Below are 18,148 nucleotides of genomic sequence, written 5' to 3'. Positions count from 1 at the left end.
TCACCCCCGCGACGCCAGCGTATTATCATGCCGCTAAGGTGATGGCGTGCCACCTTCCCCAACCGCCGTTCTGGAAACAGACGGCTGATGACGCCTGACAACACTCGTATCCCTGCGCGGGAGACGGCGGTGTGTCAGGTGTTTTTCTGTCCTGCCGCGGCCCTGCGCGTAACTCATTTCAGGAGCTCCAAAAGTATGTTGAAGTCGTTACTGGCTGTGATGCTCGGTGGTGCCGTGGGCTGTTCACTGCGCTGGCTTATTTCTCTGCGGTTCAACGCGCTGTTTCCCAATCTGCCACCGGGCACTTTAATGGTGAATCTGGTCGGTGGTTTTATCATCGGTGCAGCGTTGGCGTTTTTTGTCCGCAATCCGCATATTGACCCTTTCTGGAAACTGCTGATTGTCACTGGCTTATGCGGCGGTTTAACCACCTTCTCTACCTTTTCAGCGGAAATTGTCGGCTTGCTGCAAACCGGTAAATACCTCTGGGCGATGTCGAGCGTGATGGTGCATGTGATTGGTTCACTGCTGATGACCTTCGCCGGCTTTGCAGTGGTGAATCTGCTGGGATAAAAGCCCTCCGCATCACGGGCTTGAAATAACGCCTAAGAGGTAGATACTGGTCGGTGTTCTGTTTGCGTGACAAGCAGAACCTGTCACCGATTTATCCGGACGATTAGGGAGCCCGTTGATGCGAAGTAACCCCAAATTCCTTAACCTGGTGTTGTTAAACGGTGAACCTGAACAGAAACTGCGCGCGGCCCGTGCCGCCGGTTTCGATCAGGTCGAAATCTGGCGGGATGATGTTGAGGCAGCCACAGCGCAGCTGGCTCAACAGTTAAATCTTGGCTTTACCAATTTGCAGGTGCTGCGTGATTTTACCGGTGCGCCAGATCGTGAACGTCTGCAAAAGCGTGAAGAGCTGCGGCAGTTTATCCAGATTGCGCAGTCAATCGGTTGCAACACCATTCAGGCACCGGCCACCACGCGTGAAGATTGCGTGGCGGAGCGCATCGATGAAGATCTGCGTTGGATGGCCTCAGAAGCCGCGCGCTATAACATGCGCATCATGTACGAACCCATGGCGTGGTGCAGCGTTGATAATACGCTGCCGCTGGCGTGGGAACGATTGCAGCGCCTGGACCAACCGAATATTGGACTGGTGGTCGATCTGTTCCACATTTGTGCCTTGGGTGGGGACGCCTCACAGCTGGATGGCATTCCTGCCGATCGTATCTATGAAGTGCAACTGTGCGATATGGCGGAGATGCCGCCGCAAGAGAAGGGCGCGCTAAGTGATTATGCGCGCCATCAGCGGTTGTTGCCCGGCGACGGCATTATCGAAGTGGAACGCTTTGTCGATAAGCTGAAAAGCGCCAGCTATCGTGGCCCGGTCGGCATTGAAGTGTTTAACGATGGATTAAAAGCGCAGCCACCCGAAGTGGCTGCGCAACAAGCCTGGAACGCGTTAAATCGCTACTGGCCTTAATCCTGCAAGCACTGGGCGATAAAGGCGGCCGCTTGCATCGCACCCTGTGAAGAAATGGTATGACCGGTGGCGGCTTCAAAGCGCGCTTCCACCGTCACGCCTGCCGCTTGCAGGCGCTGTGCTGCTGACTCACTCTCGCTATACGGAATCACACCATCCGCTTTGCCGTGAATCAGCAACGCAGGCGTGTGCGAAGCCGGGGTTAATGCACCGTCAAACGACAATCGTCCGGAAAACGCCACCACGCCCGCCAGCGGATGACGGCCCTGTGCCAGTGCATCCAGCGCCATGATCGAGCCCTGAGAAAAGCCTACCAGAATCACTTTATCCCACGCGTCCGCCATGCCGTGTTGCGCCATCAACTGTTGCAGTGTCTCATCGAACGCTGCGCGGGCTTCACGCACCCGCGCCGGACGATTTTCTGGGGTAATGCCCGTCAGGCTAAACCACTGATAGCCCATTGCATGTTCAAACGGATAGGGCGCATTCGGCGAGGCAAAAGCCACATCCGGCAGCAGGCTGGCCCAATGCTGGCCGAGTCCTGCCAGATCGTCGCCATTACTGCCCACACCATGTAAAAAAATCACCAACGCTTTTGCCATCATCCTGCTCCTTAAAGTCCGTAATCCGCCATATCCGGGCCTACTGGCACAATCCCGTTCGGGTTCAGTGCCTTAATCGAATAGTAGCCCTGCTTGATATGGTCGATGTTCACTGTCTGACGCACACCCGAAACCGCCAGCATACTCTTCAGATAGCGATCGAGCAGCGGATAGTCGCGCAGGCAGCGCAGGTTACATTTGAACAGACCATGATAAGCAACGTCAAAACGCACCAGCGTCACGAACAGCCGAATATCGGCTTCGGTCAGGCGCTCGCCCAGCAGGAAAGTACGGCCATCTTTCAGACGCAGTTCCAGTTCGTCTAACTGGCTGAACACATCATTAAACGCTTGCTGATAGCTCACCTGCGTGGTGGCAAAGCCGGTACGATACACGCCGTTGTTGAGACGTGGATAGATCGATGCGTTGATCGCGTCGATCTCAGCGCGCAGATCTTCTGGATACAGATCGAGGCTGTTGTCTGCCAGATCGCCAAACCCGCTGTTCAGCATACGCAGGATGTCAGCAGATTCGTTGTTCACGATGGTCTGCGTCTTTTTATCCCACAGTACCGGCACCGTGGCGCGGCCTGTAAAGTCAGCATCGGCGCGGGTATAGAGTTCGTGGATGTACTCGGCTTTGTTAAGCCAGTCACGATCAGCACCCGGATAGTCACCGAAGTGCCAGCCCTGCGCACCCAGCTGCGGCTCGACCACCGAGACGCTGATCACTTTCTCCAGTCCTTTCAGGCTGCGTGCTACCAGTGTGCGTGATGCCCATGGGCAGATCAGTGCCACATACAGATGATAGCGATCCGGCTCGGCGGCAAATTCGCTCGAGCCGTCTGGGGTGATCCAGTGGCGAAAACTGGACGTCTGACGGACAAATCCGCCCTGTTTATCGGTGGCTTGAACCGGGTGCCACTCTGCGCTCCACTTACCGTTAACCAACATATGCTCGACTCCTCTCTGGTGATGGAGTGAGCATACCGCGCTGCTGGTTGGGTGATAATCCGGGCAAAATGGCTTTCATTGCTTCCAAATTGGAAGGAATCAGCCGGGAGGATGCTGCTGGAAATGATCGGCGAGGAAATCAATCAGTAAGCGGGTTTTCTGCGCCAGATGGCGAGCGGGGGGATAGAGGGCAAACAGGCCCATCGGCGGCGTGGCGAAGTTATCCAGCAGCGAGACGATTTCGCCGCGTTGTAGCGCAGGTGCGGCAATAAAACCCGGTAAACGTGCGATACCCAATCCGGCGATGGCTGCCTGTAAACAGGCTTCGGTATTGGAGAAACACAGGCGGCCGCGAATCGGCATGCTTACGCTGTCGCCGCACGGCGTCACAAACGGCCAGTGCCAGGGATCGCGGAAGTTGGTGTCACTGATACATTGATGCGCAGCCAGGTCGCGCCAGTGCTGCGGTGTGCCTTGTTGCAGCAGATAGCCCGGCGAAGCCGCTACGCGAATCGGCACATCGCCCAAACGACGTGCAATCAGGCTACTGTCATCTAGTTTACCAATGCGAATCGCCATATCGAAGCCTTCATCGACGATGTTCACTGCACGATCGGAGAAGTTAACGTCCAGTTCAATCAACGGATAGTGACGCGCAAATGCGACCAATACGCTGGCGAGCACCGCCGTACCAAAGGTGCCGGGCGCACTGATTTTTAAGCGCCCCGTCGGCGTGGTGGCATTTTCGCGTACCGTGGCATCCAACGTGTCGAAAGCATCCAGCAGGGTTTTCACGCGTTCGTAATAGGCGCGACCCACTTCAGTGGCTGAGAGTGCACGCGTGCTGCGCTTGAACAACTGCACGCCGAGTTCCTGCTCCAGCCGGGAAACCAGCTTGGAGGCCTGCCCGCTGCTGGTGCCCAGTCGCTCGGCCGCCCCGGCAAAGCTGCCTACTTCCAGCACCGCGACAAACATGCGGTCACAATCGAGACGATCCATGGCGGTTCCTGAACAGCGAAAAAGGTGAGTATACACATTCGTTATCGAGGCACGGTAAATCGTGCTGCTATCACTGATTGCCAAATGCGACAATATGTCGCACAATCACCTCTGTTGTACGTCTGGCAATGACGTATCAATGGAACCACCCTCACAACAACGTATCGGGTGACGACAATAAGAGGTTTAAATATGGCAACCAGCGTCCGCTTAGACGATGATTTTGTTGAAGATGTGAAAACACATGCAGAAGCCATGAGCCGCAGCGTGCCTAAGCAGATTGAGCATTGGGCGAAGATTGGTCGCATCGCAGAGGATAACCCCGATCTGACGTTCTCCTTCATCAACGAAATCTTACTGGCTAAAGCAGAAATGGATAACGGCAAGGTCAAAAAATATGTGCGCAGAAAAGACCGGACAGGAAGTTGAGATTTATCAGACCCGCCGTTTTGACAAGGCTTTTAACCGCCTGACGGAACAGGATCAGGAGGGTGTTGATCAAGAGATTGACCGCATTATTGCTATCCCAGAGATCGGTGAACGCAAAAAGGGCGACCTGAGCTATCTCTGGGTGCACAAGTTTTACCTGAGCAAGCAGCAATATCTGTTGGGTTACAGCTGGGTCGATCAGAGACTGGAAATCTATCTTCTGAGCCTCGGTACACACGAAAATTATTATGACGACCAGAAGCAACATCGTAAAAACGACCTGAAACTCATCGGCTAACAGAGTCGCTTCCTTAAGCGGTGGAAGCGTCCTTTCCAATCCAAACCCCTCCGGCGTGATTCATGCCAATAGATGGTCGATGCACATTCAGTGCGCCCCCTCTTTTCCCCTGCGACAAAACCTGTTGAACTAGCTGTTCGCCTTAAGCTGGCCGGGAGCCATGCATGTCTTTGCTTCACCTGTCGTCGCTGGCGGAGATTTCCGCCCTCGAATGGGATGCGCTGTTACCTGACGATCAACCGTTTTTACGCCATGCCTTTCTGCTCACGCTGGAAGAGAGTGGCAGTGTGCGGCCGGAAAACGGCTGGCAGGCGGATCACTTGCTGTGGCGTGAAAAGGGCGTGCTGAGCGCCGCGCTGCCGGGCTATCGCAAACGCAATTCGCAAGGTGAATACGTCTTTGATCACGCGTGGGCTGATGCCTGTCACCGCGCCGGCATTCCATACTATCCAAAGTGGCTGGGGGCGATTCCGTTCAGCCCGGTTACGGGTGCGCGTTTATTGGGCGAGCAAGCCGCCATTAGCCAGCTGCTCGCAGCGTTGCCCGATGAACTGCTGCAAAACGGCCTGAGCGGCGCACATATCAATTTCACCACGCCGTTTGCCAACGATGTGATGGAGCAGCAGCCCGACTGGCTGGCGCGTCTCGGCATCCAGTATCACTGGCACAACAAAGGCTACCGCGATTTTCAGGATTTCCTCGACACGCTGATGTCACGCAAACGCAAACAACTGCGTAAAGAGCGCGAACAGGTGGCGAGCAGTGGCTTTGAGTTCAACTGGTATCGCGGTGACGAACTCAGCGAAGATCAGTGGGATTTCGTCTACACCTGCTACGCCAACACCTATGCGGTGCGCGGGCAGCGTCCTTATCTCACGCGGCAGTTCTTCAGCCTGCTGGCCGAACGCATGCCGCGATCGATTCGCGTGGTGATCGCCACGCTGCAGGGCCATCCGGCCGCCATGGCGTTCTATCTGGTGGATGGTAATTCGCTGTACGGGCGTTACTGGGGCTGCCTGGCGGAGTTCGATCGCCTGCACTTTGAAACCTGCTTCTATCAGGGCATGGATTTTGCGATTGCCGAGGGATTACAGCGTTTTGATGCGGGAGCGCAAGGCGAGCACAAACTGGTGCGCGGCTTCGAACCGCAGATCACCCACTCATGGCACTACCTGTGTCATCCGGGATTGCGCGAAGCCGTAGAAGAGTATTTAGTGCAGGAGCGGGCAGGGATCCGCGCCTATGCCATTGAAGCGCGCGAAGCCCTGCCATATCGACGCGGCGATTAATCTTCGCCGACAAAGCCACCGGTCTGATGCTGCCACAGACGCGCGTAAAGCCCGTTGTGCGCCAGCAGTTCGCGGTGGTTGCCCATCTCAACAATCTCACCTTTATCCAGCACCACCAGTCGATCCATTTTGGCGATAGTCGAGAGACGGTGCGCGATGGCAATCACCGTTTTGCCCTGCATCAGCGTTTCCAGGCTTTCCTGAATCGCCGCTTCGACTTCGGAATCGAGGGCGGAAGTGGCCTCATCCATGATCAGAATCGGCGCATCTTTCAGCAGCACGCGGGCGATGGCGATACGTTGACGCTGACCGCCGGACAGTTTCACTCCGCGCTCACCCACATGCGCATCCAGCCCGGTACGGCCCTGTGGATCGGACAGCAGCGGAATGAACTCATCGGCGCGGGCGCGGATAATCGCCGCCTGCAGTTCGTCTTCGGTGGCGTTTGGGCGTCCGTACAGCAAGTTTTCTCGAATCGAACGGTGCAGCAGCGACGTGTCTTGAGTGATCATGCCGATCTGGCCGCGCAGGCTCTCCTGCGTGACTTCGGCGATGTTGTGATCGTCAATCAGGATGCGCCCGCCGTTGATGTCATAAAGCCGCAACAGCAGGTTCACCATTGTCGATTTACCGGCACCGGATGGCCCAATCAGGCCGATTTTTTCACCCGGTTTGATATTCAGGTTGAGGCGATTGATCACCTGGCGGCTGCCGCCGTAATCAAAGCGCACATCTTCAAAGCGGATCTGACCCTGCGTTACCTGCAGGTTTTTCGCCTGCGGCTCATCCTGTACGCTGAGCGGCTGCGCGATGGTGTTCAATCCATCCTGCACCATGCCGATATTTTCAAAGATGCCGTTCACCACCCACATGATCCAGCCGGACATGTTCACTAAGCGGATCACCAGACCGGTGGCCAACGCAATCGCACCGACGCTGATCAGCGACTGGCTCCACAGCCACAATGCCAGGCCAGAAGTGCTGACAATCAGCAGACCATTCAGCGTCGATAGTGTGATATCCATGGTGGTGACCATGCGGCTGGCGTGCTGGGTTTTGTCGGTCTGCTCCTGAATCGCTTCGCGCGCGTAGCGTTTCTCCAGATCGTTATGTGCGAACAGTTTGATGGTGGCGATATTGGTATAGCCATCGACGATGGTGCCCATCAGTTTGGATCGCGCCTCGGAAGAGACCACCGAACGTTGCTTCACGCGCGGCACAAAGAAGCTCAGAGAGACGCTATACGCCACAATCCAGATAATCAGTGGAATCATCAGGCGCCAGTCGGCCTCGGCAAACAGCACCAGCGAAGTCACCGCGTAAATCACCACATGCCAGATGGCATCCACCAGCTGCACCGCGGAATCGCGCAGGGAGTTGCCGGTCTGCATGATGCGCTGGGCGATACGTCCGGCGAAATCGTTCTGGAAGAAGTTCAGGCTCTGGCGCAGCACGTAGTTGTGATGCTGCCAGCGGATCATGCTGGTCATGCTCGGGTTGATACTCTGATGCACCAGCATATCGTGTAGCGCGATAATCACCGGCCGCAGAATCAGCGCGACAAACCCCATCCATAGCAGCACCTGCCAGTTGTCGGTGAACAGCGTGGCGGGCGTCGAGTGATTGACCAGATCGATGATGCGGCTGAGATAGCTGAACAGCGCCACTTCAATCAGCGCCTGCGCTAATCCCACAATCAGCAGGGCGACAAAGCTCGGCCACACCTGACGCAGATAATAGAGGTAAAACGGCCAGACGCTGGAAGGGGGAGAATCGGTTGGTGCATCCTGGAAAATATTGATAAAACGTTCAAAACGACGATACAACATAAAGTCACTCTTCCGTTTGGTGAGAGTTAACAGCTTAGTGCAAGTGAAAGGGATTACCGACATGGATCTGATCATTCGCGGTCGCGAACCGGCCGATGCGGCCGCTTATCAACGCCTTTACAGCCACCCCGACGTGTATCGCTGGACCACGCAGCTGCCGTTTCCCAGCGTGCAAACCTGGCAGAAAAAATTCGAAAACATGGACGCGGCGGGCTATATCGGTTTCGTGGCCGAAATTGATGGGCAGATGGTGGGCGAGCTGACGCTGTTTGTCGAACAGCGCCCGCGTACGCGTCACAGCATCAGTTTTGGTATCAGCGTCGATCCAGCGTTTGGCGGGCGGGGTATCGGTGAGAAACTGATTCGCAACGCCATCGACTATGCCTTTAATTGGCTCGGTGTGGTGCGTATTGAGCTGGAAGCGTTTCATGACAACGCGCGTGCGATACGGTTGTACCAGCGCCTCGGCTTTGAGCAAGAGGGCGTGAAGCGTAAAGCCTGCCTGCGTGAGGGGGAGTATCACGACATCGTGGTCATGGCGAAACTGCGGGAGTAATCGTGGATTGCGCAATACATTGCGCCGTCGCAGGACGGCGCGGTTTATCGCGCGGTATTGGCCTTAATTACTGACTCTTCTCCACGTACTTCTGCATATTCTCTTTGGTCACCAGTTCAAACGGGATCCACACGTGTGAATCCACTTTCTCGCCTTTCATCAGCTTCTGCGCTACATCCACCGAGGCTTTGCCCTGACCAATCGCATCCTGGAACACGGTGACCTGCATTTTGTCCTGCGCCATGGCTTTCAGGCCATCCGGCGTGGCATCAATACCGCCCACCAGAATTTTCTTGTTGCTCTTCGCCAGCGCCATCGCGGCACCGATTGCCATTTCATCGTTGTTAGCGGCAACGATATCAATCGCTTCGCCGTTGCCAATCCAGTTGAGCATCAAATCCATGCCTTCGTTACGTGCATAGTTCGCTGGCTGCTTCTGCACCACTTTCATGCCCGGATATTTCGCCACCACCTGCTCGACATCTTTGGTGCGTTGCAGTGCGCCTGCGTCGGTCAGATTGCCGATCATGATTGCCACATTGCCTTTGTAGTTGGCCATTTTCGCCAGCGCTTCCATTTGCAAGGTACCCGATTCGCGCTCGTCTGAACCGACAAACACCACGCCGGACGGCAGCGATTTGTCGCCTGGCGTACGGTTCACGTATACCAGCGGGATTTTCGCCTGCTGCGCCAGTTTGGTCAGCTGCGGTGTACTGGCGGAATCCACCGGATCGACGATGATGGCGTCGACGCCCGCCCCGATAAAGCTCTGCACCTGATCGGTCTGACGGCCAACGTCGCCGCGCGCATCTTCAAATTGCACATCGAGCCCGCGCGCTTTGGCCTCTTTATCAATCGACTGGCGAATAATGGTTAAAAAGTTCTGATCGAAATAGGCCATTGATACGCCGATCTTTTCTGCCAACGCCGAGGCAGAGCTGGACAGCAGGCCAAGCAACAGTATCGCCTTGAGGGTTTTCATTGCGGACTCCAGGGTAAGCTTGTTATTAGAATGAATGTTTCAATGAGAGTGAAAATGGCTCAATGAAATCATTTTCAGACTACGAGGCGGTAAGGACCCTGACAATCAACATGTATGGATTTTGCAGCTAAGCGCACATTTTGCTCGCGGGTGCAGGATGCAGGCGGCCTCCTATGACGAGCCGGTGCATGATGCTTTGCGGCTTTTTATGGCGAGCCGATACATGATGCTTTGCAGGCTCATAGTGATGTTGCGAAGGTTTTTCTCAGAGCTGGCGCACATTCCGGTGCAAAAGCATCGGCTTCTTTAAGGTTCTGTGCAGCGCCGCACCCTCCTTTGTGGCAGATGCCAAAACCAGCGCAAAAAAGCCGCGCGAATTCCTCCATCCGCACAATGACCACTCCATATCTGGCTCTCTATAGTTGCTGAACAGTGAAATTTAAGCGGTATTCCTGAACATCATCGCTTCGGAGCAGGACGCTCCTTCATCAAGGGGTTCAGCCATGTTACTAAGCAAAAACCGCAATGAGAACAGTCATGTGCGTATCTGGATCCTCTGTCTGATCCTGTTTCTATCCGTGGTGGCCTATGCCGACCGTTCGATCTTGTCGATCTCCGGATCGGCGATCAAAGAGGAGTTCGGTTTATCAGCGATCCAGCTTGGCCTGATCCTCTCGGCATTCAGTTGGGCCTATGTGATCGGCCAGATCCCCGGCGGGATTTTCCTTGACCGCTTCGGTACGAAAAAAGTCTATGGCGTGACGCTGGCGCTTTGGTCGGTTTCGACCATTTTAATGGGTTTTATTGGCGAGTTTTCCAACGGCATGACCATGGCGCTGACGCTGATGTTTGCGCTGCGCTTTGCCCTCGGACTGATTGAAGCACCGAGCTTTCCGGCCAACGCGCGTGCGGTGATTATGTGGTTCCCCGGTGCCGAACGCGGTCGTGCCTCATCGCTGTTTGCCTCGGCGCAGTATTTTGCTGTTGCCATTTTCTCGCCGCTGTCCGGCTGGCTGGTATCCCGCTTCGGCTGGGAGTGGCCGTTCTTTGTGCTGGGCGGTATTGGCGTGCTGGCGGTGTTCGTGTGGGGTTGGTATATGCGCAGCCCGAAACAGCATCCGCATGTGTCAGCCGCAGAGCTGAAATACATTGAGGAGGGCGGTGCGCTGGTGGATATCGATTCAGCACAAACGCTCAAAGCACGTCCACCCTTGAGCAAAGCGATGTTTAAAACCTTGCTCAGCAATCGCATGCTGTGGTGCGCCTATCTCGGGCAATACTGCATCATTGCGCTCAGCTACTTCTTTATCACCTGGTTCCCGATTTACCTGGTGCAGGCACGCGGCATGAACATCATGGAAGCGGGCTTTGCTACCATCGCCCCGGCGCTGTTTGGCTTCCTGGGCGGCATCAGCGGCGGTTACATCTCTGACAAGTTGCTGGCTAACGGCTGGAGCCTGTCGTGGGCGCGTAAAACGCCTTATATCGTCGGCATGCTGATGGCCGCCTCGCTGATTCTGGCTGCGGTGATCCCGACCAATGCCGGCATTATCGCCATTATGTCGTTTGCCTTCTTCGGGAAAGGCGTGGCGGCGGGCGCGGGTACCTGGACGATTGTCAGTGATACCGCACCGAAAGAAGCAGTAGGTCTGGCGGGTGCGATCTTCAATGGCATCGGTAATATGGCCGGATTTATCACGCCACTGCTGTTCGGCATCATCGTCGGTTTGACCGGCAGCTACAGCATTGGATTGGTGTTCGTTGGCGCGCATTGCATCGTCGCGGCGCTGCTGTTCCTGCTGGTGATGGGCCCGATTGAACGTGTCGGCGACGAGCAGGATTCGTCTGCAACATCCTACGAAAATCAGGGGAAACAAGATGGGATCAAAGCCGTTTAACGTATTGCTAAAAGGGCCGCTGTTGCCGCAGCGGCTGCAGGATAATCTGGATGCGCACTTCACCACTTCGCGCTTGTGGCAACAGGAGGATCAGGCGGCGTGGCTGGCAGAGCAAGGTGCCAGTATTGATGCGCTGGTGACCAGCGGCAATGCGTTGATGGGAGCAAGTGCTGAGCTACTGGCGCAGTTGCCCAATCTGAAGGTGATTTGCAGTAACGGCGTGGGCTATGACGCGATAGACATTGCTGCCGCCGAAGCGCGTGGCATCGTGGTGACCAACACGCCAGGCGTTTTAAACAGCTGCGTGGCGGATACCGGCATGGCGCTGCTGCTGGATGTGGCGCGCCACATCAGCGCATCGGATCGTTATGTGCGCGCCGGTAACTGGCAAGCGAAAGGGCGCTATCCGTTGACCACCAAAGTGGGCGGTAAAGTGTGCGGGATTGTCGGTCTGGGTGGGATTGGTAAGGAGCTGGCGAAGCGCGCGCAGGCGTTTGATATGGATGTGCATTTTTACAACCCGCGTTCACGCCCGGATGTGCCCTACACGCGCCACGATTCGCTGTTATCACTGGCAAAGCAGGCGGATTTTCTGGTGCTGACCCTACCCGGCGGTGCAGCCACGCATCATCTGGTGAATGCTGAAGTGTTACGTGCGCTGGGGCCGAAGGGCTTTTTAATCAACATTGCGCGCGGCAGTGTGGTGGATGAGCAGGCGTTGATTGCGGCGCTCGAAGCCGGTGAGATTGCGGGTGCCGGTTTGGATGTGTTCGAGCATGAACCGGCGGTGCCTGCTGCGTTACTGCAGCGTGATGATGTGGTGATCACCCCGCATCTCGCCAGCAGCACCCATGAAACCATGGCGTCGATGGCAGATTTGGTGTTTGAAAACCTGCTGGCGTTTTCGCAGGGCGAAGCGGTGTTAACGCGGGTGGTGTAGATTCTGTCGCTTGATAAATCGCGCCGTCACCAGTGCCATCAGGCAAACGTAGCGGTGCAAATTTATTGCGCCCATCCAAATCACTTCCCCTCTCACAGATCGCACAAATCACTCCTGAAGATTATTTGCTCAGCTGCCGATACCTCTCCTTACCATCCACTGATATTAAGGAGAGATATCGTGATAAAGCTGATTACCGTTGACGAATTGCGGCAAGGAATGTTCATCCACAAACTGGAGGTTTGGTGGCTCAAGGACAAACGCATTCGCAACCAAATGCTGATCACCGATAAACGCCAGATCGCGATGATCCGCAACGAAGGGATCCAGCAAATCTGGATCGATCTCGATAAGTCGGTGCAGGCACCTGCGAAGCCTGCGCCGAAGAAAGCCATTCCGCAAACCCCATTTTTCAAAGAGCTGGATCAGGCACAAACCATCTTCAATCAGGGTAAGCCACAGGTGCTGGCAATGTTCAACGAGGCGCGTATGGGTCAGGGGCTGGACCTCAATTATACGATGGACCTGGTGGACGACATTGCCGGATCGATTACCCGTGAACCCACTGCGCTGCTCAGCGTGGCGCGGCTGAAAAATCACGACGATTACACCTATCTGCACTCCATGGCAGTGTGCGGGTTGATGATCTCGCTGGGCAAAAAAATGGGGCTCGATGAGCACCAGCAGCGGCGCGTGGGCATGGGCGGTTTGCTGCATGATGTCGGCAAAGCGGCGGTGCCGCTGGAGATCCTGAATAAACCCGGCAAGCTCACTGAAGAAGAGTTTACCGTGATGCGCCAGCATCCCATTGTCGGTGCGCAGATGCTCATGGAAGCCGATGCGGGAGAAGATTTGCTGGATATTGCGCTACACCATCATGAAAAAATGGATGGTAGTGGTTATCCGCACGGTCTTAAAGGCGAGGAAATCTCGCTGTTTTCTCGTATGGCCGCAGTATGCGATGTCTATGATGCGGTGACCTCTAATCGTCCCTACCGTAAGGGCTGGACCCCCGCCGAAGCGATGCACAATATGCTGAGCTGGCGCGGTCACTTCGACAATACGCTGCTGCACGCCTTCGTGCGCACCATCGGCATTTATCCGGTGGGATCGCTGGTGCGACTGGCTTCCGGGCGCGTGGCGCTGGTGGTGCAGGCCGGTGAAAAATCGCTGTTAAAACCCAAAGTGCATGTGTTCTGGTCTTTACACGCGCAACGTGAAGTGAAGCCGGAAGAGCTGGATCTCGGTGATTCATTCTGCACCGACAGCATTACCGGAGCCGAAGACAGTGGCCTGTGGCAGAACGTCGATCTCAATCGCATCTGGGCACTGGAAACCGCCTAATTCGACAGCATTTTTATACTTTCTTTACGCCGGATTCCCGCCTTTTTACCCCTTCTTTATGCCGCGCCGCGCATGCTTGCAGCACTACCAAATCCTCTGGAGGTTGCTGTGAGCGTGGGCGTGATTGCCGGCATCGTGCTGGTGTTTATCTTGTTGGGCTACCTGATCTATGCCCTGCTTAATGCGGAGGCATTCTGATGGCTGCGAATGCGTTTTTACTGATTGCGGTCTATCTGCTGGTGCTAATGGTGCTGGCACAACCGCTGGGGCGTTTTCTTGCGGTGTTAGTGGCCGACAAGCCGCTGCTGCCGCGTACCGAGCGGGCGCTGTGGCGGCTGGCCGGTGTGGAGAGTGGCGCGATGCGCTGGCCGCACTATCTGCTGGCGATCCTGCTGTTCAACGCGCTGGGGTTCTTATTATTGCTGGCGATTTTGATGTCGCAGGGGTCGCTGCCGCTCAACCCGCAACACCTGCCTAATCTAAGCTGGGACCTGGCACTCAACACCGCCGTCAGCTTTGTCACCAACACCAACTGGCAGGCTTATGCGGGCGAAAGCACGGTGAGCTATTTTAGCCAGATGGCGGGCCTCACGGTGCAAAACTTCCTGTCGGCGGCGACCGGTATTGCAGTGGCTTTTGCGCTGATCCGTGGTTTTGCCAATCGCTCACTGGATACGCTGGGCAACGCCTGGCGCGACCTGACACGCATCACGGTGTATGTGCTGCTGCCGATCAGCCTGCTGATAGCGCTGTTCTTTGTTTATCAGGGCAGCATCCAGACGTTTGAGCCTTATCACGCACTCACCACGCTGGAAGGGGCGAAGCAAACGCTGCCACTCGGTCCGGTGGCTTCGCAGGAAGCGATCAAAATGCTCGGCACCAATGGCGGCGGCTTCTTTAACGTCAACTCAGCCCATCCGTTTGAAAACCCGACCACGCTGACCAACTTTGTGCAGATGCTGAGTATCTTCCTGATCCCGGCGGCGCTGTGCTTCACCTTCGGTCAGCATCTGGGCGACCGCCGTCAGGGCCACATGCTGCTGTGGGCGATGACCATCATGTTTGTGCTGGCGGTGGTTACCGTGATGTGGGCAGAGCTGCGCGGTAATCCGCACTTCCTGGCACTCGGTGCAGACAGCGCCATCAACATGGAAGGCAAAGAGACGCGCTTTGGCATCCTCAACTCCAGCCTGTTTGCGGTGATCACCACCGCAGCCTCGTGCGGTGCGGTGAATGCCATGCATGACTCCTTTACTGCACTGGGCGGCATGGTGCCGATGTGGCTGATGCAGCTGGGTGAAGTGGTGTTCGGCGGCGTCGGTGCTGGGTTGTACGGCATGCTGCTGTTCGTGCTGCTCGGGGTATTTATCGCCGGTCTGATGATTGGTCGCACACCTGAATACATGGGTAAAAAAATCGACGTGTGGGAGATGAAAATGACCGCACTGGCGATTCTGGTGACGCCTACCCTGGTGCTGCTCGGCACTGCACTGGCAATGATGACGGATGCAGGGCGCGCCGGTATGGCGAATCCAGGCATCCACGGCTTCAGCGAAGTGCTGTATGCCGTTTCGTCTGCATCTAACAACAACGGCAGTGCTTTTGCCGGTTTGAGCGCCAACACCCCGTTCTGGAACCTGTTGCTGGCCTTCTGCATGTTGGTGGGACGCTTCGGCATCATCATTCCGGTGATGGCGATCGCTGGCTCACTGGCGGCGAAGAAAATCCAGCCGGTGGGCAACGGTACGTTACCGACCCACGGTCCACTGTTTATCGCGCTGCTGATTGGCACCGTATTGCTGGTGGGGGCACTGACCTTTATCCCCGCGCTGGCTCTCGGCCCGGTGGCGGAACATCTGCAATTAATTCAGGGATAACGGAATCATGAGTCGTCAACAACTGGCGCTGTTTGATGCAGCGCTGACGAAAACCGCGGTGCTGGATGCGGTGAAGAAACTCGATCCGCGCGTGCAGTTTCGCAACCCGGTAATGTTCCTGGTGTGGCTCGGCAGCGTTCTGACCTCGCTGCTGGCCATCGGCATGCTGACAGGCCATCTGAGCGGTAACGCCGGGTTCACCGCCGGTGTCGCCATCTGGCTGTGGTTCACGGTACTGTTTGCCAACTTCGCTGAAGCGCTGGCGGAAGGGCGTAGTAAGGCGCAGGCCAACAGCCTGAAAGGCATCAGCAAAACCAGTGATGCGAAAAAGCTGGCTGAGCCACGTCATGGCGCGCAGTGGCAGCCGGTAGCGGCAGACACCTTGCGTAAAGGCGACATGGTGCTGGTGGAAGCGGGTGACATCATCCCGTGTGACGGCGAAGTGCTGGAAGGCGGCGCGTCAGTGGATGAAAGTGCGATTACCGGCGAATCGGCTCCGGTGATCCGTGAATCCGGTGGCGATTTTTCGTCGGTAACGGGCGGTACGCGCATTCTGTCCGACTGGCTGGTGATCCAGTGCAGCGTCAATCCGGGCGAAACCTTCCTTGATCGCATGATTGCCATGGTCGAAGGTGCCAAACGTCGCAAAACGCCGAACGAGATCGCGCTGACTATTCTGCTGGTGTCGCTGACCATCGTGTTCCTGCTGGCGACAGCCACCCTGTGGCCGTTCTCGGCCTACGGCGGCACGCCGGTGAGCGTAACGGTGCTGGTGGCGCTGCTGGTGTGTCTGATTCCGACCACTATCGGCGGCTTGCTGTCGGCGATTGGCGTGGCGGGGATGAGCCGCATGCTCGGTGCAAACGTCATCGCCACCAGCGGTCGTGCGGTGGAAGCAGCGGGCGACGTCGATGTGCTGATGCTGGATAAAACCGGCACCATCACGCTGGGTAACCGCCAGGCGACGCAGTTTATGCCTGCACCTGGCGTCACCGAGCAGCAGTTAGCGGACGCCGCGCAGCTGGCCTCGCTGGCGGATGAAACCCCGGAAGGGCGCAGCATCGTGGTGCTGGCGAAGCAAAAATTTAACCTGCGCGAACGCGATCTCAGCAGCATGGGCGCGAGTTTTATTCCGTTCTCGGCACAGACGCGCATGAGCGGCGTCAACGTGCAGGATCGTCTGATTCGTAAAGGGGCCGTTGACGCGGTTCGCCGCCATATCGAAGCCAACAACGGCCGTTTCCCGGCAGAAGTGAACGCCAGCGTCGAAGAAGTGGCGCGCGCGGGTGGCACACCACTGGTGGTGGCCGAAGGCGCACAGGTGCTGGGCGTGGTGGCGCTAAAAGATATCGTCAAAGGCGGCATCAAAGAACGTTTTGCCGAGCTGCGCAAAATGGGCATTAAGACGGTGATGATTACCGGCGATAACCCGCTGACGGCGGCGGCCATCGCGGCAGAAGCGGGCGTGGATGATTTCCTCTCGGAAGCCACACCAGAAGCCAAGCTGGCACTGATTCGTCAGTATCAGGCGGAAGGGCGTTTAGTGGCGATGACCGGCGACGGCACCAACGACGCCCCCGCGCTGGCGCAAGCGGACGTGGCAGTGGCGATGAACTCGGGCACTCAGGCGGCAAAAGAGGCCGGGAACATGGTCGATCTCGATTCCAACCCGACCAAACTGCTGGAAGTGGTGCACATTGGTAAACAGATGCTGATGACGCGCGGTTCGCTGACCACTTTCAGTATCGCCAACGACGTGGCGAAGTACTTTGCCATTATCCCGGCGGCGTTTGCGGCCACCTATCCGCAGCTCAATATGCTGAACGTGATGCATCTGCACTCACCGAACTCAGCGATTTTGTCGGCGGTCATTTTCAACGCGCTGGTGATTGTGTTCCTGATCCCGCTGGCGTTGAAAGGTGTGAGTTATCGCCCAATGAGTGCTGCCGCGCTGCTGCGTCGCAACCTGTGGATTTACGGTGTCGGCGGATTAGTGGTGCCGTTTATTGGCATTAAAGCCATCGACCTGCTGCTGACGCTGTTTGGTCTGGTTTAAGGAGAAGAGAAATGAGTCAGTTACGTCCGGCTATTGTATTGTTAATACTGCTGACGCTGTTAACCGGCGCGGTCTATCCGCTGCTGACCACCGGCTTAGCGCAGTGGTGGTTTCCGTCACAGGCCAACGGTTCGTTGATTGAGCAGGATGGCGCGGAGCGCGGTTCCGATTTGATTGGTCAGGTATTTACGCAGCCCGGCCATTTCTGGGGCCGTCCATCGGCAACCGGCGATGCGCCCTATAACGCATTGGCTTCCAGCGGCAGCAACCTGGCGGCGAGCAATCCGGCACTGGATAAAGCGGTGGCCGAGCGCGTGGCTGCCCTGCGCACCGCCAATCCACAGGCTCCAACTGCGGTACCGGTTGAGCTGGTGACCGCATCGGCGAGTGGGCTCGATCCGGATATTTCACCGGAAGCCGCATTGTGGCAGGCACCGCGTGTGGCGGCAGCGCACAATATGGCGCTGAAGGATGTGGAAGCGCTGATTGCCCGTAACACTGAGCGTCCGCTGCTGCCGTTTATCGGTGAAGAGACGGTGAACGTGTTGCGGCTGAATATGGCGCTGGATGCGCTGCAGGGATAATTGATTGATAGCGCGATTTATCG

At 56.5% G+C, this 18,148-nt stretch carries 18 protein-coding genes and 1 riboswitch; of the genes, 13 read left to right on the top strand and 5 right to left on the bottom strand.

Annotated elements, in window-relative coordinates; genetic code table 11:
• Positions 1 to 28 precede the first annotated feature (28 nt).
• A riboswitch (Fluoride riboswitch) is annotated at positions 29 to 104 on the top strand.
• Between the two features lie 91 nt (positions 105 to 195).
• Together crcB and QMZ65_RS16950 are read left to right on the top strand one after the other, a co-directional pair.
• Positions 196 to 573 carry a fluoride efflux transporter CrcB gene (crcB, locus tag QMZ65_RS16955; RefSeq protein ID WP_034819910.1) on the top strand — a complete coding sequence of 126 codons (378 nt, stop codon included), beginning with the start codon at positions 196 to 198 and terminating at the stop codon, positions 571 to 573.
• A 118-nt stretch (positions 574 to 691) separates the two neighbouring features.
• Complete coding sequence (locus tag QMZ65_RS16950; protein ID WP_160833765.1) at positions 692 to 1,489, top strand: sugar phosphate isomerase/epimerase family protein; 798 nt, start codon at positions 692 to 694, stop codon at positions 1,487 to 1,489.
• On the opposite strand, the gene QMZ65_RS16945 is transcribed toward QMZ65_RS16950, so the two are convergent.
• The 3 genes from QMZ65_RS16945 to QMZ65_RS16935 all read right to left on the bottom strand — a co-directional run bounded on the left by QMZ65_RS16945 (position 1,486) and on the right by QMZ65_RS16935 (position 4,043).
• Positions 1,486 to 2,091 (bottom strand): alpha/beta hydrolase, encoded by a 606-nt coding sequence (locus QMZ65_RS16945; protein WP_034819904.1) that lies wholly within the window; start codon positions 2,089 to 2,091, stop codon positions 1,486 to 1,488. The genes QMZ65_RS16950 and QMZ65_RS16945 overlap by 4 nt on opposite strands.
• Positions 2,092 to 2,102: 11 nt before the next feature.
• A complete protein-coding gene (locus tag QMZ65_RS16940; RefSeq protein ID WP_160833766.1) occupies positions 2,103 to 3,044 on the bottom strand; it encodes a glutathione S-transferase family protein in 942 nt (313 codons plus the stop codon).
• 99 nt (positions 3,045 to 3,143) lie between these two features.
• Positions 3,144 to 4,043: a LysR family transcriptional regulator gene (locus tag QMZ65_RS16935; RefSeq protein ID WP_097119431.1), complete on the bottom strand. Its 900-nt coding sequence runs from the start codon at positions 4,041 to 4,043 to the stop codon at positions 3,144 to 3,146.
• 192 nt (positions 4,044 to 4,235) lie between these two features.
• Between QMZ65_RS16935 and QMZ65_RS16930 the strand changes: the two genes are divergently transcribed.
• The 3 genes from QMZ65_RS16930 (at position 4,236) to QMZ65_RS16920 (ending at position 6,059) form a co-directional block, all read left to right on the top strand.
• A complete protein-coding gene (locus tag QMZ65_RS16930) occupies positions 4,236 to 4,472 on the top strand; it encodes a ParD-like family protein (RefSeq protein WP_034819879.1) in 237 nt (78 codons plus the stop codon).
• Positions 4,441 to 4,770: a type II toxin-antitoxin system RelE/ParE family toxin gene (locus tag QMZ65_RS16925; RefSeq protein WP_097119430.1), complete on the top strand. Its 330-nt coding sequence runs from the start codon at positions 4,441 to 4,443 to the stop codon at positions 4,768 to 4,770. The genes QMZ65_RS16930 and QMZ65_RS16925 overlap by 32 nt, the downstream gene beginning before the upstream one ends.
• A 164-nt stretch (positions 4,771 to 4,934) precedes the next feature.
• Positions 4,935 to 6,059 carry a GNAT family N-acetyltransferase gene (locus QMZ65_RS16920; protein WP_097119429.1) on the top strand — a complete coding sequence of 375 codons (1,125 nt, stop codon included), beginning with the start codon at positions 4,935 to 4,937 and terminating at the stop codon, positions 6,057 to 6,059.
• On the opposite strand, the gene QMZ65_RS16915 is transcribed toward QMZ65_RS16920, so the two are convergent.
• Positions 6,056 to 7,888, bottom strand: a complete 1,833-nt coding sequence (locus QMZ65_RS16915; RefSeq protein ID WP_283216400.1) for an ABC transporter ATP-binding protein — start codon at positions 7,886 to 7,888, stop codon at positions 6,056 to 6,058. The two genes, QMZ65_RS16920 and QMZ65_RS16915, sit on opposite strands and share 4 nt — an antisense overlap.
• A 61-nt stretch (positions 7,889 to 7,949) precedes the next feature.
• Between QMZ65_RS16915 and QMZ65_RS16910 the strand changes: the two genes are divergently transcribed.
• Complete coding sequence (locus QMZ65_RS16910; protein WP_097119427.1) at positions 7,950 to 8,444, top strand: GNAT family N-acetyltransferase; 495 nt, start codon at positions 7,950 to 7,952, stop codon at positions 8,442 to 8,444.
• 67 nt (positions 8,445 to 8,511) lie between these two features.
• Here the strand turns inward: QMZ65_RS16910 and QMZ65_RS16905 are convergent, their stop codons facing one another.
• The gene (locus QMZ65_RS16905; RefSeq protein ID WP_097119426.1) at positions 8,512 to 9,426 is read right to left on the bottom strand and encodes a sugar ABC transporter substrate-binding protein; all 915 of its coding nucleotides are present in this window, start codon (positions 9,424 to 9,426) and stop codon (positions 8,512 to 8,514) included.
• Between the two features lie 503 nt (positions 9,427 to 9,929).
• On the opposite strand from QMZ65_RS16905, the gene QMZ65_RS16900 reads away from it, so the two are divergent.
• The 7 genes from QMZ65_RS16900 (at position 9,930) to kdpC (ending at position 18,125) form a co-directional block, all read left to right on the top strand.
• Positions 9,930 to 11,324, top strand: coding sequence for an MFS transporter (locus tag QMZ65_RS16900; protein ID WP_097119425.1), 1,395 nt, complete (start codon positions 9,930 to 9,932; stop codon positions 11,322 to 11,324).
• Positions 11,305 to 12,264 carry a 2-hydroxyacid dehydrogenase gene (locus tag QMZ65_RS16895; protein ID WP_283216399.1) on the top strand — a complete coding sequence of 320 codons (960 nt, stop codon included), beginning with the start codon at positions 11,305 to 11,307 and terminating at the stop codon, positions 12,262 to 12,264. Before QMZ65_RS16900 ends, QMZ65_RS16895 begins: the two co-directional genes overlap by 20 nt.
• 180 nt (positions 12,265 to 12,444) lie before the next feature.
• Positions 12,445 to 13,608, top strand: coding sequence for an HD-GYP domain-containing protein (locus QMZ65_RS16890; protein ID WP_283216398.1), 1,164 nt, complete (start codon positions 12,445 to 12,447; stop codon positions 13,606 to 13,608).
• A gap of 108 nt (positions 13,609 to 13,716) precedes the next feature.
• A complete protein-coding gene (gene kdpF / locus QMZ65_RS16885; RefSeq protein WP_100701897.1) occupies positions 13,717 to 13,806 on the top strand; it encodes a K(+)-transporting ATPase subunit F in 90 nt (29 codons plus the stop codon).
• The gene (kdpA, locus tag QMZ65_RS16880; RefSeq protein ID WP_097119420.1) at positions 13,806 to 15,485 is read left to right on the top strand and encodes a potassium-transporting ATPase subunit KdpA; all 1,680 of its coding nucleotides are present in this window, start codon (positions 13,806 to 13,808) and stop codon (positions 15,483 to 15,485) included. The genes kdpF and kdpA overlap by 1 nt, the downstream gene beginning before the upstream one ends.
• A 7-nt stretch (positions 15,486 to 15,492) precedes the next feature.
• On the top strand, positions 15,493 to 17,541 hold the full coding sequence (gene kdpB, locus QMZ65_RS16875) for a potassium-transporting ATPase subunit KdpB (protein WP_211729200.1): 2,049 nt from the start codon (positions 15,493 to 15,495) through the stop codon (positions 17,539 to 17,541).
• An 11-nt stretch (positions 17,542 to 17,552) separates the two neighbouring features.
• On the top strand, positions 17,553 to 18,125 hold the full coding sequence (kdpC, locus tag QMZ65_RS16870) for a potassium-transporting ATPase subunit KdpC (protein ID WP_283216397.1): 573 nt from the start codon (positions 17,553 to 17,555) through the stop codon (positions 18,123 to 18,125).
• Positions 18,126 to 18,148 lie beyond the last annotated feature (23 nt).

Source organism: Pantoea sp. EABMAA-21, assembly GCF_030053335.1.
Lineage (GTDB): Bacteria > Pseudomonadota > Gammaproteobacteria > Enterobacterales > Enterobacteriaceae > Pantoea > Pantoea communis.
This window is presented reverse-complemented; position numbering and strand designations above follow the sequence as displayed.